This window comes from Streptomyces goshikiensis, assembly GCF_014650555.1.
GTDB lineage: Bacteria > Actinomycetota > Actinomycetes > Streptomycetales > Streptomycetaceae > Streptomyces > Streptomyces goshikiensis.
The window spans coordinates 106,146-131,094 of record NZ_BMVE01000008.1 but is presented as its reverse complement, the minus strand read 5'-3'; the positions used below and the strand labels follow the sequence as shown (position 1 = coordinate 131,094).

Annotated in this window: 25 protein-coding genes; 20 read left to right on the top strand and 5 right to left on the bottom strand. The window is 73.7% G+C overall.

Translation table 11 applies throughout. The features are described from left to right. Positions 1-157 precede the first annotated feature (157 nt). Genes IE248_RS23180 through IE248_RS23170 form a run of 3 tightly spaced genes read left to right on the top strand, consistent with a single transcriptional unit; the run spans position 158 to position 2,877 of the window. A complete protein-coding gene (locus IE248_RS23180; protein WP_190031572.1) occupies positions 158-916 on the top strand; it encodes a hypothetical protein in 759 nt (252 codons plus the stop codon). After that, a complete protein-coding gene (gene mycP, locus IE248_RS23175; protein ID WP_008741880.1) occupies positions 913-2,118 on the top strand; it encodes a type VII secretion-associated serine protease mycosin in 1,206 nt (401 codons plus the stop codon). The genes IE248_RS23180 and mycP overlap by 4 nt, the downstream gene beginning before the upstream one ends. Positions 2,119-2,130: 12 nt before the next feature. After that, complete coding sequence (locus IE248_RS23170; protein ID WP_037797254.1) at positions 2,131-2,877, top strand: SseB family protein; 747 nt, start codon at positions 2,131-2,133, stop codon at positions 2,875-2,877. A 97-nt stretch (positions 2,878-2,974) separates the two neighbouring features. On the opposite strand, the gene IE248_RS23165 is transcribed toward IE248_RS23170, so the two are convergent. Next, a complete protein-coding gene (locus tag IE248_RS23165; protein ID WP_190031571.1) occupies positions 2,975-3,355 on the bottom strand; it encodes a DUF1844 domain-containing protein in 381 nt (126 codons plus the stop codon). 324 nt (positions 3,356-3,679) lie between these two features. Between IE248_RS23165 and infC the strand changes: the two genes are divergently transcribed. The 9 genes from infC (at position 3,680) to IE248_RS23120 (ending at position 13,607) form a co-directional block, all read left to right on the top strand. Beyond that, positions 3,680-4,411, top strand: coding sequence for a translation initiation factor IF-3 (infC, locus tag IE248_RS23160; protein WP_008741877.1), 732 nt, complete (start codon positions 3,680-3,682; stop codon positions 4,409-4,411). Positions 4,412-4,528: 117 nt separating this feature from the next. Then, on the top strand, positions 4,529-4,723 hold the full coding sequence (gene rpmI, locus IE248_RS23155; protein WP_008741876.1) for a 50S ribosomal protein L35: 195 nt from the start codon (positions 4,529-4,531) through the stop codon (positions 4,721-4,723). Positions 4,724-4,822: 99 nt separating this feature from the next. Continuing rightward, positions 4,823-5,215 carry a 50S ribosomal protein L20 gene (gene rplT, locus IE248_RS23150; RefSeq protein ID WP_008741875.1) on the top strand — a complete coding sequence of 131 codons (393 nt, stop codon included), beginning with the start codon at positions 4,823-4,825 and terminating at the stop codon, positions 5,213-5,215. A gap of 146 nt (positions 5,216-5,361) precedes the next feature. Further along, positions 5,362-6,228, top strand: a complete 867-nt coding sequence (locus IE248_RS23145) for a TrmH family RNA methyltransferase (RefSeq protein ID WP_008741874.1) — start codon at positions 5,362-5,364, stop codon at positions 6,226-6,228. 56 nt (positions 6,229-6,284) lie between these two features. After that, positions 6,285-7,385: a sensor histidine kinase gene (locus tag IE248_RS23140; protein ID WP_037793586.1), complete on the top strand. Its 1,101-nt coding sequence runs from the start codon at positions 6,285-6,287 to the stop codon at positions 7,383-7,385. A gap of 149 nt (positions 7,386-7,534) precedes the next feature. Next, the gene (gene pheS / locus IE248_RS23135) at positions 7,535-8,662 is read left to right on the top strand and encodes a phenylalanine--tRNA ligase subunit alpha (protein WP_008741872.1); all 1,128 of its coding nucleotides are present in this window, start codon (positions 7,535-7,537) and stop codon (positions 8,660-8,662) included. After that, a complete protein-coding gene (pheT, locus tag IE248_RS23130; protein WP_100582389.1) occupies positions 8,662-11,190 on the top strand; it encodes a phenylalanine--tRNA ligase subunit beta in 2,529 nt (842 codons plus the stop codon). Before pheS ends, pheT begins: the two co-directional genes overlap by 1 nt. 495 nt (positions 11,191-11,685) lie before the next feature. Further along, positions 11,686-13,023, top strand: a complete 1,338-nt coding sequence (locus IE248_RS23125) for an NsdA family TPR-like regulatory protein (RefSeq protein ID WP_073795973.1) — start codon at positions 11,686-11,688, stop codon at positions 13,021-13,023. 53 nt (positions 13,024-13,076) lie between these two features. After that, entirely contained in the window at positions 13,077-13,607 is a 531-nt protein-coding gene (locus tag IE248_RS23120; protein ID WP_073795971.1) for an NUDIX hydrolase, read from the top strand. Positions 13,608-13,621: 14 nt separating this feature from the next. Here the strand turns inward: IE248_RS23120 and IE248_RS23115 are convergent, their stop codons facing one another. Then, positions 13,622-14,515, bottom strand: coding sequence for a 3-hydroxybutyryl-CoA dehydrogenase (locus IE248_RS23115; RefSeq protein WP_047960517.1), 894 nt, complete (start codon positions 14,513-14,515; stop codon positions 13,622-13,624). A 154-nt stretch (positions 14,516-14,669) separates the two neighbouring features. Here IE248_RS23115 and IE248_RS23110 point away from each other — a divergent pair, with 154 nt between their 5' ends. Beyond that, entirely contained in the window at positions 14,670-15,965 is a 1,296-nt protein-coding gene (locus tag IE248_RS23110) for a glycoside hydrolase family 10-like protein (protein ID WP_190031570.1), read from the top strand. Position 15,966: 1 nt separating this feature from the next. Here the strand turns inward: IE248_RS23110 and IE248_RS23105 are convergent, their stop codons facing one another. Continuing rightward, positions 15,967-16,164, bottom strand: a complete 198-nt coding sequence (locus IE248_RS23105) for a DUF1918 domain-containing protein (RefSeq protein ID WP_037797244.1) — start codon at positions 16,162-16,164, stop codon at positions 15,967-15,969. Between the two features lie 61 nt (positions 16,165-16,225). Further along, positions 16,226-17,143, bottom strand: coding sequence for a DMT family transporter (locus tag IE248_RS23100; RefSeq protein ID WP_190031569.1), 918 nt, complete (start codon positions 17,141-17,143; stop codon positions 16,226-16,228). On the opposite strand from IE248_RS23100, the gene IE248_RS23095 reads away from it, so the two are divergent. Together IE248_RS23095 and IE248_RS23090 are read left to right on the top strand one after the other, a co-directional pair. After that, complete coding sequence (locus tag IE248_RS23095; RefSeq protein WP_190031568.1) at positions 17,142-18,599, top strand: aminotransferase-like domain-containing protein; 1,458 nt, start codon at positions 17,142-17,144, stop codon at positions 18,597-18,599. The genes IE248_RS23100 and IE248_RS23095 overlap by 2 nt on opposite strands. A gap of 31 nt (positions 18,600-18,630) precedes the next feature. Next, entirely contained in the window at positions 18,631-19,206 is a 576-nt protein-coding gene (locus IE248_RS23090; RefSeq protein WP_037799421.1) for a histidine phosphatase family protein, read from the top strand. Positions 19,207-19,282: 76 nt separating this feature from the next. Here IE248_RS23090 and IE248_RS23085 read toward each other — a convergent pair whose 3' ends face one another. Beyond that, positions 19,283-19,738: an SRPBCC family protein gene (locus tag IE248_RS23085; RefSeq protein WP_190031567.1), complete on the bottom strand. Its 456-nt coding sequence runs from the start codon at positions 19,736-19,738 to the stop codon at positions 19,283-19,285. Positions 19,739-19,923: 185 nt separating this feature from the next. On the opposite strand from IE248_RS23085, the gene argC reads away from it, so the two are divergent. The 5 genes from argC to IE248_RS23060 all read left to right on the top strand — a co-directional run bounded on the left by argC (position 19,924) and on the right by IE248_RS23060 (position 24,930). Then, a complete protein-coding gene (argC, locus tag IE248_RS23080; RefSeq protein WP_073795966.1) occupies positions 19,924-20,952 on the top strand; it encodes an N-acetyl-gamma-glutamyl-phosphate reductase in 1,029 nt (342 codons plus the stop codon). 91 nt (positions 20,953-21,043) lie between these two features. After that, positions 21,044-22,201 (top strand): bifunctional glutamate N-acetyltransferase/amino-acid acetyltransferase ArgJ, encoded by a 1,158-nt coding sequence (argJ, locus tag IE248_RS23075; protein WP_073795965.1) that lies wholly within the window; start codon positions 21,044-21,046, stop codon positions 22,199-22,201. Beyond that, positions 22,198-23,166, top strand: a complete 969-nt coding sequence (gene argB / locus IE248_RS23070) for an acetylglutamate kinase (RefSeq protein WP_229895468.1) — start codon at positions 22,198-22,200, stop codon at positions 23,164-23,166. The genes argJ and argB overlap by 4 nt, the downstream gene beginning before the upstream one ends. Further along, positions 23,163-24,386, top strand: a complete 1,224-nt coding sequence (locus IE248_RS23065; RefSeq protein ID WP_073795963.1) for an acetylornithine transaminase — start codon at positions 23,163-23,165, stop codon at positions 24,384-24,386. The genes argB and IE248_RS23065 overlap by 4 nt, the downstream gene beginning before the upstream one ends. A 7-nt stretch (positions 24,387-24,393) precedes the next feature. Beyond that, a complete protein-coding gene (locus IE248_RS23060) occupies positions 24,394-24,930 on the top strand; it encodes an arginine repressor (protein WP_008743345.1) in 537 nt (178 codons plus the stop codon). The last annotated feature ends 19 nt before the right edge of the window (positions 24,931-24,949 follow it).

Sequence of the window (24,949 nt, the reverse complement as noted above, 5' to 3'; positions counted from 1 at the left end):
TCGTCGGCCGCCCTCCCGGAAGCCGCCGCCCGCACCCCGCCCGCGCCCCGCTCGCCACCGCCACCCCGGCGGCGGCGGGACCGCCGGAGCGGACGAACCAGGGGCGGACGTAGAGTACGGGGGGCCGCAGCGGACGAACGGGGGGCTGAGCCGCCGCATGACGACGTCGACACCGCAGAGCGAATTCCCCGCGGAAGCCGTGCCCCGCCCCGCCCCCCGACGCCTGACGGCCGCCGTCCTGTGCGCACTGCTCGGAGCCGGACTCCTCGGCGGAGCCGGGATCACCGGCTGGCGGGAACACCAAGCCGCGCACCGCCCGCTGACCGCCGACGCCGCCTACCGCAAGGCCGGTTCGCTCTGGCGGGCCACCCCCGTGGACACCCTCTTCCCGCCCGTCCTCGCCGGCGCAGCCGCCGGACCCGGCGGCTCCGACCGCACCTGGACCCGGGTGGCCCTCGCCCCCGACGCCGACTGCGCGGCCGCGCTGGCCCCCGAGTGGCAGGACCTGCTCACCGAGACCGGCGCCGGCTGCACCCGCGTGCTCCGCGCCACCTACACCGACGCCACCCGCAGCTCCCTGATCGCCGTCGGCCTGGTCTTCACCCCCGCCGACGCCACCGCCATGGCCGGCCTGCGCGAGCGCCTCACCGCCCCGCCCGCCTACGGGTTCACCGACCCGCAGCGCGCGGCCTGGACCGCGACGGTCCTCCCCGAGGCCCCCGTCGTCGTCTACGCCGTCTCCGCCTTCGCGGACGGCCGCCCCCTGGACAAGCCGCTCCCCGCCGGGGACCTCCTGAAGAAGGACGCCACCGGAGCCGTCGCCCGCGCCGGCCTCGGCCACGAGGCGCAGGCCGTCGCCGACCGGACGGGACGCGCCGTACAGGCCCTCGCCACCGCGCCGGAGCCCCCGAAATGAACCGACCCCGCCCCGCCGGCAGGACCCGTCACCCGGCCGTCGCCCTCCTGCTCGCCGCCCTCCTGCTCACCGCGGCCGCCGCGCCCCCGGCCGCCGCGGCCGACACCGTCGACGCCATACGCGACCGCCAGTGGGGCCTGCTCGCCCTGCGCGCCGAGGAGGCCTGGGGCACCACCCAGGGCGACGGGGTCACCGTCGCCGTCCTCGACACCGGGGTCGACGACACCCACCCCGACCTCGCCGGGCAGGTCCTGGGCGGCGCCGACCTCATCGGCATGGGCGCCGGCCGCGGCGACCGGGCCTGGGCCCGCCACGGCACCGCCATGGCCGGCATCATCGCCGGGCACGGCCACGGGGCCAACCGCAGCCAGGGCGTCCTCGGCATCGCCCCCCAGGCGAAGATCCTCCCGGTCCGGGTGATCCTCGAAGAGGGCGACCCCGGCCGCGCCAAGGCCCGCGAGAGCAAGGGCGGCGCCCTCGCCGAGGGCATCCGCTGGGCCGCCGACCACGGCGCCGACGTGATCAGCATGTCCCTCGGCGACGACAGCGAGTCCGCGCACCACGAGGCCGCCGAGGACGAGGCCGTCCAGTACGCCCTCGCCAAGGGCGTCGTCGTCGTGGCCTCCGCCGGCAACAGCGGCAAACAGGGCGACCCCGTCTCCTACCCGGCCGCCTACCCCGGGGTCATCGCCGTCGCCGCCGTCGACCGCCGCGGCCGCAAGGCCGCCTTCTCCACCCGCAACTGGTACGCCACCGTCAGCGCCCCCGGCGTCGACGTGGTCATCGCCGACCCCGACCGCTCCTACTACGAGGGCTGGGGCACCAGCGCCGCCGCGGCCTTCGTCTCCGGCTCCGTCGCCCTGGTCAAGGCCGCCCACCCCGGGCTGTCCCCGGCCCAGGTCAAGAAACTGCTGGAGGACACCGCCTCCGACACCCCGCCCGGCGGCCGCGACGACTCCCGGGGCCACGGGATGGCGGATCCCGTCGCCGCGATCCAGGCCGCGGAGGGACTGCGCCCGGAGCGGCCGGTGCCCTCGCCCGTCGCGGCCGGCCGGCCCTACTTCGGCCCCGGTCCCGAGCCCGCCCGGGCCCCCGGGCGCGGCGACCGGTTCGCGGCCGTGGGGGCGGCCGCCGCCGGGGTGGCGCTGCTCGCGCTGGCCCTCGTACTGGCCCGGCGGCCGCGGCGGCCCGGGCCGGGATAGGGTCGGGTAACTGTGGCGAACAAAAACATCCCCGACCCCGGCTTCTCCGACGACGACGGCTCCGCCGACCCCCGGCTGAGCGCGGCCCTGGCCGCCTGGGCCGAGGACAGGGCCCACGAGCCCGAGGTGCTGGCGGCGCTGGCGGACGCCCGCCTGCTGGTGCCCGTCGTCGCGGTCCTCGGCGAGGTGGAGACCGACCCGGAGACCGGGCTCAAGCGCGAGAAGACCAGCGACATGGCCGTCCCCACCCTCCAGGCAGGGGACCGTCGGGCGCTGCCCGCCTTCACCTCCATCGCCTCGCTCGCGCTCTGGGACCCGGCGGCCCGGCCGGTGGCCGTCCCGCTGCACCAGGCCCTCAAGGCCGCCGCGCACGAGAAGGCCGACACCGTGGTCCTCGACCTGGCGGGCCCGGTCAGCTACGAACTCACCGGCGCCGCCCTGCGCGCCCTCGCCGAGGGCCGTACGGACGCCGGCCCGCTGGCCGATCCCGCGGTGCGGGAGGCCGTACGGGCCGCCGTGGCCGGGGAGCCCGCCGTACTCCGCGCCCACCTGGGCCCCGGCGGCGCCGACGCCGACGGCACCCTCGCCATCGCGCTGGCCGGTGACGCCGCAGCCGCCCAGGCGGCGGCCCGCCGGGTCGCCGAGGCGCTGGCCGGCGACGCGACCCTGCGCGGACGCCTGGTGCGCGGGCTGAACCTGGCGCTGCTGCCGGCGCAGGCACCGAACCCGCCCGGCGAGCCCCTGTACACGCGCCCGTAAGGGCGGCCGGAACGAGGAGGAGGCCGGGGCTTCAGGCCCCGGCCTCCTCCTCGTTCCGCCCCCGCGCGCGTACGGCCGCGCGCGGGGGCGGGGACGGCTACGCGTACACCGGGCCCGTGAACTTCTCGCCCGGACCCTGGCCCGGCTCGTCCGGGACGACGGAGGCCTCGCGGAAGGCGAGCTGCAGCGACTTCAGGCCGTCGCGCAGGGGGGCCGCGTGGAAGGAGCTGATCTCGGTGGCGCTCGCGGTGATCAGGCCGGCCAGCGCCTGGATCAGCTTGCGGGCCTCGTCGAGGTCCTTGTGCTCGGAGTCCGGCTTGTCGAGCCCCAGGTTGACCGCGGCGGCGCTCATCAGGTGCACGGCCACCGTGGTGATGACCTCGACGGCGGGCACGTCCGCGATGTCGCGGGTCATGGAGTCGAAGTCGGGGGCCGGGGCGGAATCGGTGGAGTCAAGGGGAAACGTCGCGTCAGTCATGTGTCCCACGATATGCCGTGCGGCGGCCTTGCAACGCGGGTGCTAGTATGTACTTCGACCGGCCGGACACCTGTGTGCCCGGCCCACAAGTGGAGGCTCCGATCTCCCACCTGACTGCCCTCACGGGCGGCGGGTCATCCGGTCAGGCGGTGTCCATCGTTCCGTACGGACGATGGGAAGCTGCCCGAGTTTGCGCCCCGCGGTTCGCATGCGGAGGTGCTCCGGTTGTGTTGGAGCCCCTGCCTGTGCCCGGCGGGGCATTTTTGTTTTCCCCGCCGCGGTCGGTCTGACGGAAAAACGTCAGCGGCTGTCTGCCAGACAGCCGTGTGGTGCTACCGAGGAGGATCCATCAGCACCGAGCCCCGCATCAACGATCGGATTCGTGTCCCTGAGGTGCGACTCGTCGGTCCCAGCGGCGAGCAGGTGGGCATCGTCCCGCTTGCGAAGGCGCTTGAGCTCGCGCAGGAGTACGACCTGGACCTGGTCGAGGTCGCGGCGTCCGCACGCCCGCCGGTCTGCAAGCTCATGGACTACGGCAAGTTCAAGTACGAGTCGGCCATGAAGGCCCGTGAGGCGCGCAAGAACCAGGCGCACACGGTCATCAAGGAAATGAAGCTCCGGCCGAAGATCGACCCGCACGACTATGACACCAAGAAGGGTCACGTCGTTCGGTTCCTCAAGCAGGGCGACAAGGTCAAGATCACGATCATGTTCCGTGGTCGCGAGCAGTCCCGGCCGGAACTCGGCTACCGACTGCTGCAGCGTCTCGCCTCGGACGTCGAGGACCTCGGGTTCATCGAGTCGAACCCGAAGCAGGACGGCCGAAACATGATCATGGTTCTCGGTCCGCACAAGAAGAAGACCGAGGCGATGGCCGAAGCCCGCGAGGCGCAGGCCGCCCGCAAGGCCGAGCGCCAGGGTGTTTCCGCCACCGACGAGGAGGCTCCTTCCGAGGACGCCACCGTCGAGGCGGACAGCGCCACCGACGAGGCTGCCGCCTCTGCCGAGGTTGCCGAGGACGTCGAGGCACCGACCTCTCACGAGGCATCTGCCTAGGCCTGATCCAGGGACAGCCCGTCCCGGGTCACCGACACAACATGACGCTCCCGCGTGCCCGGTCCGCCCAGCGGACCGGACCGGCGGGAGCGCCACCGACGAGGAGATAACGGCGCTATGCCGAAGAACAAGACGCACAGCGGTACCAAGAAGCGCTTCAAGGTGACCGGCTCCGGCAAGATCCTGCGCGAGCGCGCCGGCAAGCGCCACCTGCTCGAGCACAAGTCGTCCAAGCTGACGCGTCGCCTCACCGGCAACGCCGAGATGGCCCCGGGCGACGCCGCGAAGATCAAGAAGCTTCTCGGCATCTGACGTCTCCGCTCCCTCCCGGGAGCGGGACGGCATGACCGGGACCCCATCGAATTTCGGGCCGTGTGAAGACACCCACGGCCCCGCTACAAGGAGTAAAAAGTGGCACGCGTCAAGCGGGCAGTAAACGCCCACAAGAAGCGCCGGGCGATCCTCGAGGCTGCCTCCGGCTACCGCGGTCAGCGTTCGCGCCTGTACCGCAAGGCCAAGGAGCAGGTCACCCACTCGCTGGTCTACAACTTCAACGACCGCAAGAAGCGCAAGGGCGACTTCCGTCAGCTGTGGATCCAGCGCATCAACGCCGCTGCCCGCCAGAACGGCATGACCTACAACCGCCTCATCCAGGGTCTGAAGGCCGCCAACATCGAGGTGGACCGCAAGATCCTCGCGGAGCTGGCCGTCAACGACGCCAACGCGTTCGCCGCGCTCGTCGAGGTCGCGCAGAAGGCGCTCCCGGCCGACGTGAACGCCCCGAAGGCCCCCGCCGCCGCCTAAGCGATCCGCTACGCGCAGCGAGCCTCACTGGCTTCAGCCCGGACCCGCAGGCCCTGTGCCTGCGGGTCCGTGCGTTGTCGACGACCCGCCGGGTCGATGAACCACCCGTTTTCACCCGCAGTACGTACGGAAGCGAGCCGACCGCCATGGGTACCCCCGCCCCCGCCGAGCTGATCTCCCCCCGGTCCCCCCGGGTGGCCGCCGCCAGGCGACTGGCGCGACGCAACTTCCGCACCAAGGAGCGCCGCTTCATCGCCGAAGGTCCGCAGGCGGTCCGCGAGGCCGTGGAGCACCGGGGCGCCGGGGGCGCCTCGACCCTGATCGAGCTGTTCGCAACCGCCGAGGCCGCCGAGCGCTACCACGACATCGTCGAGGCCGCACTGGCCGCCGGGGCGCGCGTCCACTACGCCTGCGACGAGGTGCTCGCCGAGGTCTCCCAGACGGTCACGCCGCAGGGCCTGGTCGGCGTCTGCCACTTCCTCGACTCGCCCTTCGAGGACATCCTGGCCGCCCGGCCGAAGCTGGTCGCCGTCCTCGCGCACGTCCGCGACCCCGGCAACGCCGGCACCGTACTGCGCTGCGCGGACGCCGCCGGCGCCGACGCGGTGGTGCTGACCGACGCCTCCGTGGACCTGTACAACCCGAAGTCTGTACGGGCCTCCGTGGGCTCCCTCTTCCACCTGCCGGTCGCGGTCGGCGTTCCGGTCGAGCAGGCCGTCGAGGGGCTGCGGGCCGCGGGCGTACGGATCCTCGCCGCAGACGGGGCCGGCGAGGACGACCTGGACGCCGAGCTCGACGCGGGCACCATGGGCACCCCCTCGGCCTGGGTCTTCGGCAACGAGGCGTGGGGCCTGCCGGAGGAGACCCGGGCGCTGGCGGACGCCGTCGTACGGGTCCCGATCCACGGCAAGGCGGAGAGCCTGAACCTCGCCACGGCCGCCGCCGTGTGCCTCTACGCCTCCGCGCGTGCACAGCGGGCTCCCGGAGGGTGCCGCTCTGTGACCCCCAGCTAGTAATGTGGCGGCCCGGGGGGCCCACTGCGCTACTCGGAGATGTGGGGTACGGGGACATGACCGTCGGTACGAACAGCTCGCCCGCGGCCGTCGACGCGGCCCCGGCCGCGTTCTCCGGGCTCGGGATGGATCCGGACGACCTGCCCGACGGGCTCGTCATCGCCGACGACGCCGGCCGGGTCATCTGCTTCAACTCCGCCGCCGCCCGGATCACCGCCCTGAAGGCGGGGGACGCCCTCGGCGACCTGATCGACCGGGCGCTGCCGCTGGAGGACCTCGAAGGCCGCCGCTGGTGGACGCTGACCGACCCGTACGGGGGACTGGCCACCCGGCGCGGCCAGCCCGAGCGGAACCTGCTGCTCCCCGGCGGCCGCGAGGTGCTCGTCTCCGCCCGCTACGTGCGCACCCACCCGACCGGGCCGCTGCGCCGCCTCGTGGTCACCCTGCGGGGCACCGAGGCCCGGCGCCGCACCGAGCGCAGCCATGCCGAGCTGATCGCGACCGTCGCGCACGAGCTGCGCTCCCCGCTGACCTCCGTCAAGGGCTTCACGGCGACGCTGCTCGCCAAGTGGGAGCGGTTCACCGACGACCAGAAGCGGCTGATGCTGGAGACCGTCGACGCCGACGCGGGCCGCGTCACCCGGCTGATCGCCGAGCTCCTCGACATCTCCCGCATCGACTCCGGGCGGCTGGAGGTGCGCCGCCAGCCCGTCGACCTCGCGACCGCCGTCGGCCGGCACGTCCAGGCGCTGACCGCGAACGGCCAGTCCCCCGACCGGTTCCTCGTCCGCGTCAGCCGGCCGCTCCCCGATTGCTGGGCCGATCCCGACAAGATCGACCAGATCCTCGGCAACCTCCTGGAAAATGCAGTGCGGCACGGCGACGGAACGGTCACCATCGACGTGTCGCCGCATGAGAAGGGAACCGCCGTCACCGTGACCGACGAAGGCCCCGGGATCCCCGAGGAGTCGATGGCCCGCGTCTTCACCCGCTTCTGGCGGGGGAGCAAGCGCGGCGGCACCGGCCTGGGCCTGTACATCGTCAAGGGCATCGTGGAGGCCCACGGCGGCACCATCACGGTGGGCCGCGGGCACAGCGGCGGCGCCGAGTTCCGATTTATCCTGCCCGTCGCCGCCCCGGCCTATCTCACGCAGTAACCCTGCGCGGGGTCTCGCCAGGTGGCCCACGGGCTCCCTCCACCCCCAGCGACCTTTAGACTCGTCCTTTGGCACCTTTGTGTCCTTGTCCGATCAGGTCGATCGAGTCGTCGGGGACCACCAGCCAGCCATCGGAAGTACGGGAAGAGATGTCGGCACCGAACAAGTCGTACGACCCTGTCGAGGTCGAGGCACTGAAACCGGAAGAGATCGAGCGCATGCGGGACGAGGCGCTCGCCGCCTTCGCGTCCGCCGGTGACCTCGACGAACTCCGCGAGGCGAAGACCGCGCACATGGGCGACCGCTCGCCCCTGGCGCTCGCCAACCGGGAGATCGGCGCCCTGCCGCCCCAGGCCAAGGCCGAGGCGGGCAAGCGCGTCGGACAGGCCCGCGGCGCCGTGAACAAGGCCTTCGGGGCCCGCACGGTCGAGCTCGAAGCCGAGCGCGACGAGCGGGTGCTGGTCGAGGAGGCCGTGGACGTCACGCTGCCCCACGACCGCGTCCCGGCGGGCGCCCGGCACCCCCTGACCACGCTGATGGACCGCATCGCGGACATCTTCGTGGGCATGGGCTACGAGGTCGCGGAGGGCCCCGAGGTCGAGGCGGAGTGGTTCAACTTCGACGCCCTCAACTTCACGCCCGACCACCCGGCGCGCCAGATGCAGGACACCTTCTTCGTCCGGGGCCCCGAGGGCACCGAGGGCGACGAGTCCGGCGTCGTGCTGCGCACCCACACCTCCCCGGTGCAGGCGCGCTCGCTGCTGGAGCGCAAGCCCCCCGTCTACATCGTGTGCCCGGGGCGGGTGTACCGCACCGACGAGCTCGACGCGACGCACACCCCGGTCTTCCACCAGGTCGAGCTGCTCGCCGTGGACGAGGGCCTGACCATGGCGGACCTGCGCGGCACCATCGACCACATGGTCAAGGAGCTGTTCGGGGAAGAGACCACCACGCGGCTGCGCCCGCACTTCTTCCCCTTCACCGAGCCGTCCGCCGAGATGGACATGCAGTGCTACGTGTGCCGCGGCGCGTCGGTGGGCAACCCCGACCGCCCCTGCCGTACCTGCTCCAGCGAGGGCTGGATCGAGCTCGGCGGCTGCGGCATGGTCAACCCCAAGGTGCTCATCGCCTGCGGTGTGGACCCGGAGAAGTACAGCGGGTTCGCCTTCGGGTTCGGCATCGAGCGGATGCTGATGTTCCGCCACAACGTCGAAGACATGCGAGACATGGTCGAGGGTGACATCCGTTTCACCCGGCCGTTCGGGATGGAGATCTGATGCGGGTCCCGCTTTCCTGGCTGCGGGAGTACGTCGACCTCCCCGCCGGTGAGACCGGTCGCGACGTCGCGGCCAAGCTCGTCGACGCCGGCCTTGAGGTCGAGACGGTCGAGCAGCTCGGCGGCGGGCTCACCGGCCCGCTCGTCGTCGGTCAGGTCCTGACGATCGAGGAGCTGGAGGGCTTCCGCAAGCCGATCCGCTTCTGCACGGTCGACGTCGGCCGGGCCAACGGCACCGGCGAGCCGCAGGAGATCGTCTGCGGCGCCCGGAACTTCTCCGTCGGCGACAAGGTCGTCGTGGTCCTGCCCGGCGCGGTGCTCCCCGGCGACTTCGCGATCGCCTCGCGCAAGACGTACGGCAAGACCTCGCACGGCATGATCTGCTCCGGCGAGGAGCTCGGCATGGGCGACGACGGCACGCACGGCATCATCGTGCTGCCGCCGGAGCACGAGGTGGGCACCGACGCGATCGAGCTGCTCCAGCTCGTCGACGAGGTCCTCGACATCGACATCACCCCGGACCGCGGCTACTGCATGTCCCTGCGCGGTGTCGCCCGCGAGGCGGCGACCGCGTACGGCCTGCCGCTGCGCGACCCGGCGCTGCTCGACGTGCCCGCGCCGAACTCGTACGGCTACCTCGTCAAGGTCGAGGACCCGGCCGGCTGCGACCGCTTCACCGCGCGCACCGTCACCGGCCTCGACCCCGAGGCGCGCTCCCCGATCTGGCTCACGCGCCGCCTGCAGAAGGCGGGCATGCGCCCGATCTCGCTCGCCGTCGACGTCACCAACTACGTGATGCTCGAACTCGGCCAGCCGCTGCACGCCTACGACCGCTCGCGGCTCGACGGCGCCATCGGCGTCCGCCGCGCCGAGCAGGGCGAGGAGTTCACCACGCTGGACGGCGTCAAGCGCATCCTCGACGCCGAGGACCTGGTGATCACCGACAGCAGCGGCCCGATCGGGCTCGCCGGTGTCATGGGCGGCGCCAACACCGAGATCGCCGACTCCGTCACCGACCCGGAGACCGGCCAGGTCACCGGGACCACGGACGTCGTCATCGAGGCCGCGCACTTCGACTCCGTGTCGATCTCGCGCACCGCCCGCCGCCTGAAGCTGTCCTCCGAGGCGTCCAAGCGCTTCGAGCGGGGCGTCGACCCGCTGGCCGCCGCCGCGGCCGCGCAGCGGACCGTCGACCTGCTCGTCCTGCTCGCGGGCGGCACCGCCGAGGCCGGCGTCACCGAGCTCATCGCGCCGGGCGCCCCGCGCACCATCGCGATGAGCGCGAACCACCCCGACCGGGTCGCGGGCATGGAGTACGGCCGCGAGACCGTCGTCCGCCGCCTCCAGGAGATCGGCTGCGACGTCTACGGGCAGGACGAGCTCGTCGTCACCGTCCCGTCGTGGCGGCCCGACCTCGCCGAGCCCAACGACCTCGCCGAGGAGGTCATCCGGCTGGAGGGCTACGCGAACCTCCCGTCCACCCTCCCGCAGGTCCCCTCCGGCCGCGGTCTGACCGCCCGGCAGCAGCTGCACCGCCGGGTCGGCCGCGCGCTGGCCGGCGCGGGCTACGTCGAGGCGCTGAGCTACCCGTTCCTGGGCGAGGGCGTCTTCGACCAGCTCCAGCTGTCCGCGCACGACGCCACCCGTCAGGTGGTCAGGCTCGTCAACCCGATCTCCGACGAGGAGCCGGCGCTGCGCACCACGCTGCTGCCGGGTCTGCTCGGCGCGCTGCGCCGCAACGACAGCCGGGGCAGCCACGACCTCGCGCTCTTCGAGACCGGTTCGGTCTTCCGGGCCGGCAGCCAGCCGGGCGTCGCCGTACGGCTGCCCGCCGACCGCCGTCCCACGGACGAGGAGATCGCCACCCTCGACGCCGCCCTGCCGGCGCAGCCGCGGTACGCCGCGGTCGTGCTGGCCGGTGCGCGCGAGCAGGCCGGCTGGTGGGGCAAGGGCCGTCCGGCCGACTGGGCGGACGCCGTCCAGGCGGCGCGCTCGCTGGCCGTCGAGGCCGGCGCCGAGCTCGTGGTGCGCCAGGGCCAGTACGGTCCGTGGCACCCGGGCCGGTGCGCCGAGCTGCTCGTCACCCTGGACGGGGTGGAGACGGTCATCGGTCACGCCGGTGAGCTGCACCCGCGCGTCGTCAAGGCGATGGGCCTGCCGGCCCGCACCAGCGCCATGGAGCTCGACCTGGACCGCCTCGCGGCGGCCGGCGGCGAGCCCGTGCGGGCGCCCCGGATCTCCACCTTCCCGGTGGCGACCCAGGACGTCGCGCTGATCGTCGACACGACGGTCGCGGCTACCGCGGTGGAGGCCGCGCTGCGCGCGGGCGCGGGCGAACTGCTGGAGTCGCTGCGGCTGTTCGACGTGTTCACCGGCGAGCAGGTGGGCGAGGGCAAGAAGTCCCTCGCGTACGCGCTGCGCTTCCGCGCGGCCGACCGCACGCTGACGGCCGAGGAGTCCACGGCCGCGCGCGACGCGGCGGTGGCGCTGGCGGGCGAGCGGACCGGGGCGGTGCTCCGGGGCGCGTAGCCCGTCGCGGTACGACCGCACGCAAGGCCTGTTGAGGGGCGCATCCGGAACACCGGGTGCGCCCCTCACTCGTGGGGGTGAGCCGCGTGGCACCGGCGGGCGGCTCGCCGACGATGTCGCCCTGCCGGTGCTCCGCGACGGCCGGTGGCGCGCGGCCCCGGCCACGCGCACCGGGCCCGGTGGGAGGGCCCGGCGCGCGTCCGGCCGGCCCTGCCGGGGCCCGGCGACCAACCGGGCGCCGGCGGAGCCGGGACGCGCCGCCCGCCTGCCATGGAGTGTCGGGCAGACAGCAGGACGGGCGGCGCGGTGACGGGTCGTCGCACTGTACGAGGGGGAGCCGACGACCCGGGCCGCCTCTTGAGGAGGCCCTTAAGTGAAGCGCCCCGGGGCACCTCCGCGCGAGGGTGCGCATCGCATTTATGCGCGTACTGCATTCGCACCCCGTGTGAACCGCGCACCCACTAGCCTGAATCCCACGAGCCCTTGGAGGGGCCCATGCAGCCGAACACCCTGCTCGACGCCCTTCTCGCCGAGGCGGGCATGTCCCACGCCGGACTTGCCGCGCACGTCAACCAGGCGGGCCGTACCCGCGGACTCGCGCTGCGCTACGAACACACCGCGGTCTCCCGCTGGTTGAAGGGGCAGCGCCCGCGCGGCCAGGTCCCGGACCTGATCTGCGAGGTCCTCGGCGGCCGCCTCGGCCGGTCCGTCGGCCTGGAGGACGCCGGGCTCGGCCTCCCCGGCCCGCCGTCCCCGCACACCACCCCGCTCAGCGGGTTCGTCGACCGGGCCGCCGCCCTGTGGCGCGCCGACGAGCAGGGCCGGATCCGGCTCCTGACGGCCGAGGCGGTCACCGGCACGCCCGCCGTCATCCCGGTCTGGGAGTGGGAGAACCCGCCCGAGGACATCGACGTGTCCCGGGAGGGCGCGACCCGGGTCGGGCCCGAGCACATCGAGATCCTGCGGGCGGCCCGCGCGCACTACGAGCTGATGTACCGCCGGGCCGGCGGCGTGGCCACCCGGGACCGCATCGTCCGCTTCCTGGGCAGCGAGACGGCCCCCCTGCTGCGCGGCAGCTACCCGGACGCCCTCGGCCGCCGCCTGCACCGCGCCGCCGGATCCCTGGTGGCGGTGGCGGGCATCTGCGCGTACGACTCGGACGCCCACGGGCTGGCGCAGCGCTACTTCCACCAGGCCCTGCGGCTCGCCAAGGCCAGCGGGGACCGGGGACTGGGGGCGTACGTCATCGCGCTGCTCGTCAACCAGTCGCTGTACCTGCGGGAGCACCGCCAGGGCGTCGCCTTCGCCGAGGCCGCCCTGCGCGCCGCGGGCCGCCACACCACCCCCGCCCTCGCCGCCGACCTGTACGCGATGCAGGCCAAGGCGTACGCCCAACTCGGCGACACCCGGGCGGCGCTGGAGTGCATCCGGCAGGCCGAGGCGGCAGCCGAGCGGATCCGGCCGGGTACGGAGCCCGACGAGACGGGGTACGTCCAGCCCGGGCTGGTCAACGTACAGGTGGCCCAGGCGCTGCTCAGCCTCGGGGACCTGGCCGCGGCCCACGAGCAGGCGGCCGCCGCCGTGGACACACCGGCGCACGATCGAGGGCGAGTCCACCGGCTGGCGATGCTGTGCGAGGTCCAGCTGCGCCAGGGAGAGGCCGACCGGGCGGTGGTGGCCGCCGCCGAAATGGCCGAGCGGGCCAAGGGGATGGAATCACTCCGGCTGCGGGAGCGGCTTCGGGAGGTCCGCGAACAGCTGCTGACCAGTGGTTGTTCCGGAGCGGAGGAAACCGCCCAACTCATCGACGGGGCGCTGCGCGTTCCCCTGTGACGGTCCGAGCTGCTGCCATGTTGCCACCTACTCGAACGGAAGGTGGCACAACCGTGCAGTGGACGAACCTGAGCGAGCAGACCGTGTACAAGAACCGCTGGTTCGATGTGAACCTCGCGGATGTGGAACTCCCCGACGGGCGGCACCTGGACCACTTCGTGATCCGGCTGCGGCCGGTCGCCGTCGCCACGGCCGTCAACGGGGCCAACGAGGTGCTGCTGCTGTGGCGCCACCGGTTCATCACCGACAGCTGGGGCTGGGAGCTTCCGGCGGGGGTCGTCGAGGACGGCGAGTGCGTCGAGGCGGCCGCCGCGCGCGAGATGGAGGAGGAGTCGGGCTGGCGGCCCGGCCCGCTCCACCACCTGATGACCGTGGAGCCCTCCAACGGGCTCACCGATGCCCGCCACCACCTCTACTGGGCGGAGGGGGCCACGTACACCGGCCACCCCGAGGACGACTTCGAGTCCTCGCGCCGCGAGTGGGTCCCGCTCAAACTGGTGCCGGACATGATCGCCCGCGGCGAGGTCCCGGCCGCCAACATGGCGGCCGGGCTCCTGCTGCTCCACCATCTGAGGCTGGGGTAGCGGCTGCCGCGGGATCAGTCGTACGGGTAGAAACCCGAGCCGGTCTTGCGGCCGAGGCGGCCCGCGTCGACCATCCGCTGGAGCAGCGGGGGAGCGGCGTACAGCGGCTCCTTGTACTCGGCGTACATCGAGTCGGCGATGGAGGCGATGGTGTCCAGGCCGATCAGGTCGGACAGCTTGAGCGGGCCCATCGGGTGGGCGCAGCCCAGCTCCATGCCGTTGTCGATGTCCTCGCGGCTGGCGATGCCGGACTCGAACATCCGGATCGCGGACAGCAGGTACGGGACCAGGAGCGCGTTGACGACGAACCCGGACCGGTCCTGGGCGCGGACGGCGTGCTTGCCCAGCACGTCCCGCACCAGGGCCTCGGCCCGCTTGACCGTCTCCTCGCCCGTGGTCAGCGCCGGGATCAGCTCGACGAGCTTCTGCACCGGGGCCGGGTTGAAGAAGTGGATGCCGATGACCTGGTCCGGCCGCGAGGTCGCGACGGCCAGCTTCACCAGCGGGATCGAGGAGGTGTTGGAGGCGAGGATCGCGTCCGGACGGGTGATGACCTGGTCGAGGACCTGGAAGATCTCCGTCTTGACCTGCTCGTTCTCGACGACGGCCTCGATGACGAGGTCGCGGTCGGCGAACTCGCCGAGGTCGGTGGTGAAAGTGAGGCGGGCCAGGGTGGCGTCCCGCTCCTCCTCGCTGATCTTGCCGCGTTCGGCGGCCTTCATCAGGGAGTTGTGCAGCCGGGTGCGCCCGAGTTCCAGGGCCTCGCCGGTGGTCTCGGCGACCTTCACCTCAAGACCGCTGCGGGCGCACACCTCCGCGATGCCCGCGCCCATCTGGCCACAGCCCACTACGCCGACGCGTGCGATGTCGGTAGGGAGGTCCGTCACATCGTGCCTTTCGCTGCTCATCCATCGCGGGTCCCCCGTGCTCGACAGTGGTCACTGCTTTCCGGCGCCCGCCACGCCCCACGACGTTACCCCCGACCTTGACCGGCGTGGCGGGCCGGGGCGGGCATGCTGGGCGCACGCAGGGCAATGTCACCGAGCGGAGTGGAGTCCTCACATGGAGTACATCGGGCGGCGGGGGCTGCTGGCGGGAGCGGCGGGGGCGCTGGGCGTCGCGGCGACGGCCGGGGCGGCGGGCGCGGCGGCCCCGGCGGCCGCAACGGAACGGGCGGGTGCGGCGGACCGGGCGGGCGCGGCCGGCCGGGCGGGGACGGCGGAGCGGGCGGCCACCGCCGAGTTCCGGGGGATGTGGATCGCCTCCGTCCAGAACGTGGACTGGCCCTCCCGGGCCGGGCTGTCCGCCGCCGAGCAGCGCTCCGGGCTGATCTCCCTCCTCGACACCGCCGTCAGGCGCCGGCTGAACGCGGTGATCCTCCAGGTCCGGCCGGCCGCCGACGCGATGTGGCCGGGGGCGCGGGAGCCCTGGTCCCAGTGGCTGACGGGCGTGCAGGGCGGCGATCCCGGCTGGGACCCGCTCGGCACCGCCGTCGCCGAGGCGCACGCCCGAGGGCTGGAACTGCACGCCTGGTTCAACCCGTACCGGGTGGCCCAGCACACGGACCTCGACCGGCTGGTCGCGAGCCACCCGGCCCGTCGCAACCCCGACTGGGTCGTCCAGTACGGCGGCAAGACCTACTACAACCCGGGCCTGCCGGAGGTGCGGAAGTTCGTCCAGGAGGCCATGCTCGACGCCGTCTCCCGCTACGCGGTGGACGGGGTCCACTGGGACGACTACTTCTACCCGTACCCCGTCGAGGACGAGCACTTCGACGACGACGACGCCTACGAGGAGTACGGCGGCGCCTTCGGCTCCCGGGCGGACTGGCGCCGCGACAACATCGACACCCTGGTCAAGGAGATGTCGGACCGGCTGAAGAAGATCCGGCCGGCCGCGCGGTTCGGCGTCAGCCCCTTCGCGATCTGGCGCAACGACGACGTGGACCCGCAGGGCTCGCCGACGCGGGCGGGCGTCGCGACCTACGACGACCTGTACGCGGACACCCGCAAGTGGGTCAGGCAGGGCTGGATCGACTACATCGTGCCGCAGGCCTACTGGCAGCTCGGCCACCCGACCGCCGACTACGCGGACATCGTGCCCTGGTGGGCGCGCACGGTCGCGGGCACCGGCGTACGGCTCTACGTCGGCGAGGCGCTCTACCGCTGTGACGCGGAGAGCGCCACGGCTGCCTGGCGCGACCCGGCGGAGCTGTCGCGGCACGTCACCTTCGCCAAGGGGTACGCCGAGGTCCGCGGCCACGCCTACTTCTCGGCGAAGCAGGTGGCCGCGGACCCCAACGGAGCGATGGCCAGGGTGGTCGCTGACCACTACCCGACGGCGGTGGCGCCGCGCTGAGTCAGTGCGCGGGCTCCGACGGGTGCTTGACGACGCAGTCGGGGCCGGGGGACATGACGGCTTCGTGGCCGTCCTGGAAACGGACCCGGTAGGGAGGGGTCCCGTTCTCGCCGAGTACCTGGGTGATCTCGCCGACCTTGTCGTGCTGGCCAACGATCCTGCCGTGCTGCACCAGCTGGTCGCCCTCGGTCGCACGCATGGTGACCTCCTTGATGGCGGTCCGATCCGATCCGGTGTTAGCAGTTTAGGGCGGATCGCGGCTATTTGACCCGCTGGGTGACGGCGATGCAGACCAGTACCGCGCAGGCGGCGAGCGGCGCCGCCGGCGACAGCCGCTCGCCCAGCAGTGCCACCGACCACACCAGGGTCAGCAGCGGCTGGGCGAGCTGGAGCTGGCTCGCCCGGGCCGGGCCGATCTCGGCCATCCCGCGGTACCAGACGTACAGGCCGAGGAAGGTGGAACCGGCCGCCGCCCAGACCAGACCGGCGAGCCCGTGGCCGGTCAGGTGGACCGGCTCGTACGCGAGCCCGAGCGCGGAACCGGCCGCGCTGAGCGGCAGGCACAGCACCAGCGCCCAGCCGATCACCTGCCAGCCGGGCAGGTGGCGGGCCAGGCGCCCGCCTTCGGTGTATCCGGCCGCGCACACCAGCAGGGCCGCGAAGAGGAAGCCGTCGCCGGCGGAGACGGCGCCGCCGCTCTGGGCGAGGGTGAAGCCGAGCACGACGGCGGCTCCGGCGACGGCCGCCGCCCAGAACCGGCGCGGCGGCCGCACCCCGGTGCGCAGCGCCGCCAGGGCGGCCGTGGTCAGCGGGAGCAGGCCGACCACCACGGCGGCGTGCGAGGTGGTCGAGGTCCGCAGGGCGAGGGTGGTGAGCAGCGGGAAGCCGACGACCACCCCGCCGGCGACGACGGCCAGCCCCGCCCAGTGCTCCCGGCCGGGCAGCGGTACCCGCCCGGCCAGCAGGCATCCGCCCGCGATGAGCGCGGCGAGCACGCTGCGCAGGGAGACCAGGGACCAGGGGCCGAAGCTCTCCAGGCCCCAGGCGGTGGCGGGGAAGGTCAGGGAGAAGGCGACGACGCCGAGCGCGGCGAGGGCGGTCCCGGAGCTCCCGCGACTGCCCGCCCGCCCTCGAACCGCTATCGGGCTGGGACGAGTAGCGCTATTCTGTGCTGTCATGTACGAGCGTAGCAGTGTCGCGGAACTGGCAGAATCCCTGCGGGCGGAGCTGAACCGCTACTCGGTGGGTGGAAAGCTGCCGTCCAGCCGGGCCCTCGTGGACCGCTACCGAGTCAGCCCGGTCACCGTCTCCCGGGCCCTGGCCCAGCTCGCCGCGGAGGGGCTGGTGATCACCCGGCCCGGCGCCGGCGTGTACCGGGCCCAGCCCCGTACGGAGACCGGCGCGCCCGGGGACACCTCCTGGCAGGAGGTCGCCCTGAGCGCGGAGGGCGCGGGCGAGGTGGTGCCCCGCTCCGTGGACGCCTCCGGGGTGCTGGTCTGCCTGACCGAACCGCCGGCCGGGGTGATCGGCCTCAACAGCGGCTACCTGCACCCCTCCATCCAGCCGGAGCGGGCGATGGCCGCCGCGCTGGCCCGGGCCGGGCGCCGCCCCGGCGCCTGGGGGCGGCCGCCCATGGAGGGGCTGGCGGAGCTGCGCGACTGGTTCGCCCGGGAGATCGGCGGGGCCGCCCAGGCCGCCGACGTCCTGGTCACCGCGGGCGGGCAGAGCGCGCTGACCACCGCGCTGCGGGCGCTGGCCCCGCCCGGGGCGCCGGTCCTCGTGGAGTCCCCGACCTACCCCGGACTGCTCGCCATCGCCCGCGCCTCCGGCTGCCGGCCCGTGCCCGTACCGGTCGACGCCGACGGGGTCCGGCCGGAGCTGCTGGCGGCCGCCTTCGAGGCGACCGGCGCGCGGGTGTTCGTGTGCCAGCCGCTGTTCCAGAACCCGACCGGCGCGGTGCTGTCCGCCGGGCGGCGGGGCGAGGTGCTGCGGATCGCGCGCGCCGCCGGGGCGTTCGTGATCGAGGACGACTACGCCCGGGCCCTGGCCCACGAGGACGCCGGGCCGCTGCCCGCGACCCTGGCCGCCGAGGACCGCGACGGGGTCGTCGTACACGTCCGCTCGCTGACCAAGGCCACCTCGCCCAGCCTGCGGGTGGGCGCGCTGGCCGCCCGGGGCCCGGTGCTGGAGCGGCTGCGCGCGATCCAGGTCGTGGACAGCTTCTTCGTCCCCCGGCCGCTCCAGGAGGCCGCGCTCGAACTGGTCGGCGCGCCCGCCTGGCCCCGTCATCTGCGGGCCGTCGCCGCCGAGTTGCGCTACCGCCGGGACGTGCTCGCGGACGCGCTGCGGCGGCGGCTGCCCGGGGTGGAGCTGCCGCACCGGCCGACCGGCGGGTACCAGCTGTGGACCCGGCTCGGCGAGGGCGGCGACGACGCGGCCTTCGCGGCGGCGGCCCTGCGCGCCGGGGTGGCGGTCGCGCCCGGGCGGCCGTACTTCTGCGCGGAACCTCCGGGTCCGTACGTACGGCTCAGCTTCGCCGGGGTCTCGGGCGCGGCGGAGCTGGCCGAGGCCGTGGAGCGGCTCCGGGGTGCGGCGGAGGCGCTGCCGGGCGGCGGGGCGGGTCCGGACGCTTGACCCCGCGCCGCCGGCGGCCCACCATCACCGCATGCACGTTCGGGTCTCGCTGGTCGCGGCAGCGCGTGGTACCCCGCTGCTCGCCGAGCGCTTCGACGACGACCGCCCGCTGGACGGGGCCGGCTGGCGCGCGGTGGAATCCGCCGCGCGGGGCCTCGTGCCGCTGGGCGCCGCCGAGCTCCGCTACTGCTCGCCGACCCCGCGCAGCCGGGCCACCGGGCAGGCGCTCGGATACGCCCCGCTCGCCCAGCCGGCGCTGCGCGACTGCGACATGGGGCGCTGGCGGGGGCTGACCCTGGGTGAGGTGGCCGCCCGCGAGCCCGGGGCGGTGGAGCTGTGGCTGAGCGACCCGCTGGCCGCCCCGCACGGCGGGGAATCCCTGCTGGCCTTCATCTCCCGGATCGGCGGCTGGCTCGACACCCGGCCCGCGGACGACGGCGGGGCGATCGTGGCGGTGGCCGAGCCGGCGGTGGTCCGGGCGGCCCTGGTCTACGCGCTGGGGGCGCCCCCGCTGACGTACTGGAACGTGGACGTCCGGCCCCTGTCCACGATCACCCTGACGGGCTGGTCCGGCCGCTGGCACCTGTCCTTGCAGGCGCCCGCCTGAGGCCTCCGCAGGCCTCGCCGCCGGAGCCCGGCGGACGCCTTCCCGGCCCGGCCCGGCCTCCCCGGTGCGAACGGCCTCACCCGACCCGGGAGTTCCCGGCGTGCTCGCGCACCGCGATCCGGGCCAGCTTCGTCAGCATCATGCCGTTGCGGACGGCGACGACGTAGTCCACGGGCAGCCCGTGCATCCGGGTGCCGGGGCCCCGCAGGGGGTGCCAGTCGAGGGTGAAGAGGGTGCTCCCGCCCCAGGGCTCCAGCCGCATGGCGATGCGCGCCGCGCCGAACGGCTCGGCCTTCGCCTCCAGCTCCAGGCGCCGCTCCGGCTCGCAGACGCGGACCACGCACGTGTCGTCCAGGGTCAGCGGCCCGGCCCCGACCCGGACCTTCAGCCGGGCCCCCACGGCCGGCCAGTGCGGGTCGGCGGCGAGGACCTGCCGGGTCCCCGTGACCCACTCCCCGTACCGCCGGCCGTCGGCCAGCAGCCGCCACACCTCGGCGGGCGGGCTCAGGATCAGCCGACGGTTCCGTGCCACGCGGATCACACTCCTTCACAGGGCGGGGCGGCCCCCGGCGCCCCGACGCCGGACCACCCCGCCGCCCCCAGCCTCCCGCCGCCCACCCGCCCGCGCAGTCCGGCAGGCCCAAACGGGCCCCTCGGCAGTGCGTTGCATAAACGTGCGTAGGTACGTATAGTCATGCCATCGACGAGGAGGGTCCGATGGTGGTTCGTGCAGCGGTGGCCGGGGCGAGCGGGTACGCGGGCGGTGAGGTACTGCGCCTGCTGCTCTCGCACCCCGAGGTGGAGATCGGCGCGCTGACCGCGAACTCCAACGCCGGGCAGCCCCTCGGTCCGCTCCAGCCGCACCTCGTCCCGCTCGCCGGCCGCACCCTGGAGGCGACCACCGCCGAGGTGCTCTCGGGACATGATGTCGTGTTCCTCGCCCTGCCGCACGGTCAGTCCGCCGCCGTCGCCGCCCAGCTCGGCGACGAGGTCCTCGTCGTCGACATGGGCGCCGACCACCGCCTCAAGGACTCCGCCGACTGGGACAGGTTCTACGGCGCCCCGCACGCCGGGACCTGGCCCTACGGCCTGCCCGAGCTCCCGGGCGCCCGCGCCGCGCTGGCCGGGTCCAAGCGGATCGCCGTCCCCGGCTGCTATCCCACCGCCGTCTCGCTCGCCCTCTTCCCGGCGTACGGGGCGCGGCTCGCCGAGCCCGAGGCCGTGATCGTCGCCGCCTCCGGCACCTCCGGCGCGGGCAAGGCGCCCAAGGCGAACCTGCTGGGCTCCGAGGTGATGGGCTCCATGACCCCGTACGGCGTCGGCGGCGGCCACCGCCACATCCCGGAGATGATCCAGAACCTGAGCCCGCTGGCGGGACAGCGCGTCAGCGTGTCGTTCACCCCGACCCTCGCGCCGATGCCCCGCGGCATCCTCGCCACCTGCTCCGCGAAGGCCCGCCCGGGCACCACGGCCGAATCGGTGCGCGCCGCGTACGAGAAGGCGTACGCCGACGAGCCGTTCGTCCACCTGCTGCCCGAGGGCCAGTGGCCCGCCACGGCGTCGGTCTACGGTTCCAACGCCGTTCAGATCCAGGTCGCCTACGACGAGGCCGCCGGGCGCATCATCGCCATCAGCGCCATCGACAACCTCACCAAGGGCACCGCCGGCGGCGCCGTCCAGAGCATGAACATCGCCCTGGGCCTCCACGAGGGCCTGGGCCTTTCGACGATCGGAGTCGCTCCGTGAGCGACGCAGGCGCAGCCACCGGGCTGCGGGCAACGACGACGGCCGCGGGTGCGCGCAGCGCGGGCGGAGAAGCGAACGAGGAGGAGACGCAGTGAGTGTCACGGCAGCACAGGGGTTCACGGCGGCGGGCATCGCCGCCGGGATCAAGGCGAACGGCAACCCGGACCTGGCCCTCGTGGTCAACAACGGGCCGCGTCTGGCCGCCGCGGGCGTCTTCACCTCCAACCGCGTCAAGGCCGCGCCGGTCCACTGGTCCGAGCAGGTCCTGCGCGGCGGCATCGTCAGCGCGGTGGTCCTCAACTCCGGCGGTGCCAACGCCTGCACCGGCCCCAAGGGCTTCCAGGACACCCACGCCACCGCCGAGAAGGTCGCCGAGGCCCTCGGCGGCGAGCACAACGCCGGCGAGGTCGCCGTCGCCTCCACGGGCCTGATCGGCGTCCTGCTCCCCATGGACAAGCTGCTCCCCGGCATCGACACCGCGGTCGCCGCGCTCACCGCCGACGGCGGCGAGGACGCCGCCGTCGCCATCAAGACCACCGACACCGTGCACAAGACGGCCACCGTGTCCGAGGGCGGCTGGACCGTCGGCGGCATGGCCAAGGGCGCGGGCATGCTCGCCCCCGGCCTGGCCACCATGCTGGTCGTCCTGACCACCGACGCCGACCTGGACAGCGCCACCCTCGACCGGGCGCTGCGCTCCGCCACCCGCACCACCTTCGACCGGGTCGACTCCGACGGCTGCATGTCCACCAACGACACGGTGCTGCTGCTCGCCTCCGGAGCCTCCGGCGAGGTCCCCGCGTACGAGGCCTTCGCGGAGGCCGTGCGCACGGTCTGCGACGACCTCGCCCGCCAGCTGATCGGCGACGCCGAGGGCGCCAGCAAGGACATCCGCATCGAGGTCATCGGCGCGGCCGACGAGGACGACGCGGTCGAGGTCGGCCGGTCCATCGCCCGGAACAACCTGCTCAAGTGCGCCATCCACGGCGAGGACCCGAACTGGGGCCGGGTGCTCTCCGCCATCGGCACGACCAAGGCCGCCTTCGACCCGGACCGTCTGAACGTCGCCATCAACGGCGTCTGGGTCTGCAAGAACGGTTCGGTGGGCGAGGACCGCGACCTGGTCTCGATGAAGGGCCGCGAGGTCCGCATCACCGCCGACCTGGCCACCGGCGGCGAGTCCGCCGTCATCTGGGCCAACGACCTGACCGCCGAGTACGTCCACGAGAACAGCGCGTACTCGTCATGAGCGATCACAGCGAACACGTCGAACACGGCGACCAGGGCGGCAAGGCCGGGCAGCCCGGCACCACCGCCCGCAAGCACACCGCGCTCCCCAAGGCGCAGATCCTCATCGAGGCCCTGCCCTGGCTCACCCGCCACAACGGCAAGGTCGTCGTCATCAAGTTCGGCGGCAACGCCATGATCGACGAGGACCTCAAGGCGGCCTTCGCCCAGGACGTGGTCTTCCTGCGCCAGGCCGGCCTCAAGCCGGTCGTCGTGCACGGCGGCGGCCCGCAGATCAACGCCCAGCTGGACAAGCAGGGCCTGGTCAGCGAGTTCAAGGCGGGCCTGCGGGTCACCACCCCGGAGGCGATGGACATCGTACGGATGGTCCTGGCGGGCCAGGTCCAGCGCGAGCTGGTCGGGCTGCTCAACCAGCACGGGCCGCTCGCCGTCGGCATGACGGGCGAGGACGCCCACACCATCACCGCCACCAAGCACACCCCGGAGATCGGCGGAGAGCGCGTCGACATCGGCCGGGTCGGCGAGATCACCGCCATCGACACCGGCGCGATCGAGGCGCTGCTGGCGGACGGCCGGATCCCGGTCATCTCCTCCATCGCGCGCAGCGCCGACGACCACCACGTGTACAACGTCAACGCGGACACGGCGGCCGCGGCGCTCGCCGCCGCCCTCGGCGCCGAGACGCTGATGGTCCTCACCGACGTCGAGGGCCTGTACGCGGACTGGCCCAGCAGTGACGAGGTCATCAGCCGTCTCACCGTCAGCGAGCTGGAGAAACTGCTGCCGGAGCTGTCCAGCGGCATGGCGCCCAAGATGGAGGGCTGCCTGCACGCCGTGCGCAACGGCGTGACGACCGCCCGCGTGATCGACGGCCGGGTCCAGCACTCGATCCTGCTGGAGATCTTCACGGACGAGGGAATCGGCACGATGGTCGTGCCCGACGCACTGGGAGGGGAACCCGCATGACCGGCAACCAGGAATTCGCCGCCCGCTGGCAGGGCGCCCTGACCAACAACTACGGCACGCCCGCGCTGGCCCTCGTACGCGGCGAAGGCGCCCAGGTCTGGGACGCCGACGGCCGGCAGTACACCGACTTCGTCGGCGGCATCGCGGTCAACGCCCTCGGCCACGCCCACCCGGCGATCGTCTCCGCCGTGACGCGGCAGATCACCACCCTCGGCCACGTCTCCAACCTGTACGCCTCCGAGCCCGTCCTCGCGCTCGGCGAGCGGCTGCTCCAGCTCTTCGGCCGCCCCGGCCGGGTCTTCTTCTGCAACTCGGGCGCCGAGGCCGTCGAGGCCGCCTTCAAGATCGGCCGGCTGACCGGGCGGAGCCACATGGTCGCCACCGACGGCGGCTTCCACGGCCGGACCATGGGCGCCCTCGCGCTCACCGGCCAGCCCGCGAAGCAGGGGCCGTTCCTGCCGCTGCCCGGCGACGTCACGCACGTCCCGTACGGAGACGCGGAGGCCCTGCGGGCCGCCGTCACCGAGGAGACGGCCCTCGTGGTCATCGAGCCGGTCCAGGGCGAGAACGGCGTCGTCGTACCGCCCGCCGGATATCTGACGGCCGCCCGCGAGATCACCCGGGCCACCGGCACCCTCCTCGTCCTCGACGAGGTCCAGACCGGCATCGGGCGCTGCGGCCAGTGGTTCGAGCACCAGGCCCACGAGGGCGTCGAGCCCGACCTCGTCACCCTCGCCAAGGGGCTCGGCGGCGGGCTGCCGATCGGCGCCGTCGCCGCCTTCGGGCCGGCCGCGGACCTGCTCCGGCCCGGCCAGCACGGCACCACCTTCGGCGGGAACCCGGTCGCCTGCGCCGCCGGCCTCGCCGTGATCGACACCATCGCCGCCGACGGGCTGCTCGACCAGGTCAAGGCGCGGGGCGAGCGGCTGCGCTCCGGAATCGAGGCCTCCGGAAGTGGGCTCGTCTCCCATGTCCGCGGTGCGGGCCTTCTGCTGGGTATCGTGCTGACCGAGCCCCTCGCACCTCAGGTGCAGCAGGCGGCTCAGGACGCCGGCTTCCTGGTCAACGCGCCCGCCCCCGACGTCGTACGGCTGATGCCCCCGTACGTCCTCACCGAGGCCGAGGCGGACGCGTTCGTCCGGGCGCTGCCCGGCATCCTGGAGGCGGCCAGGAGCGCTGCCGAGAACGCGGCCAACGGGGACGGAGCAACCGGGGAATGAGACGACGATGAGTCAGGCGCAGGAACACGAGCAGAACGGCCCGTCCGTCCCGCAGACCCGCACCGCCCGCCACCGCCGGATCGTGGACATCCTCAACCGGCAGCCGGTCCGCTCCCAGAGCCAGCTGGCGAAACTGCTCGCCGACGACGGCCTGAGCGTCACCCAGGCGACGCTCAGCCGCGACCTCGACGAGCTGGGCGCGGTGAAGATCCGCAACACCGGCGGCGAGCTGATCTACGCGGTCCCCAGCGAGGGCGGCTTCCGCACCCCGCAGGCCCCGCTCGGCGAGTCGGCGAAGGAGGAGCGCATGCGGCGCCTCTCCGGGGAGCTGCTGATCTCGGCGGAGGCCTCCGCGAACCTCGTGGTCCTGCGCACCCCGCCCGGCGCGGCCCAGTTCCTCGCCTCGGCGATCGACCAGGCCGAACTCCGGGCGATCCTCGGCACCATCGCGGGCGACGACACCCTGATGCTGATCAGCCGCGACCCGGTCGGCGGCCAGGCCCTGGCCGACCACCTGCTGAGGCTGGCCCAGAAGGAGGGCTGAGCGCGCCGATAAGCGGTGT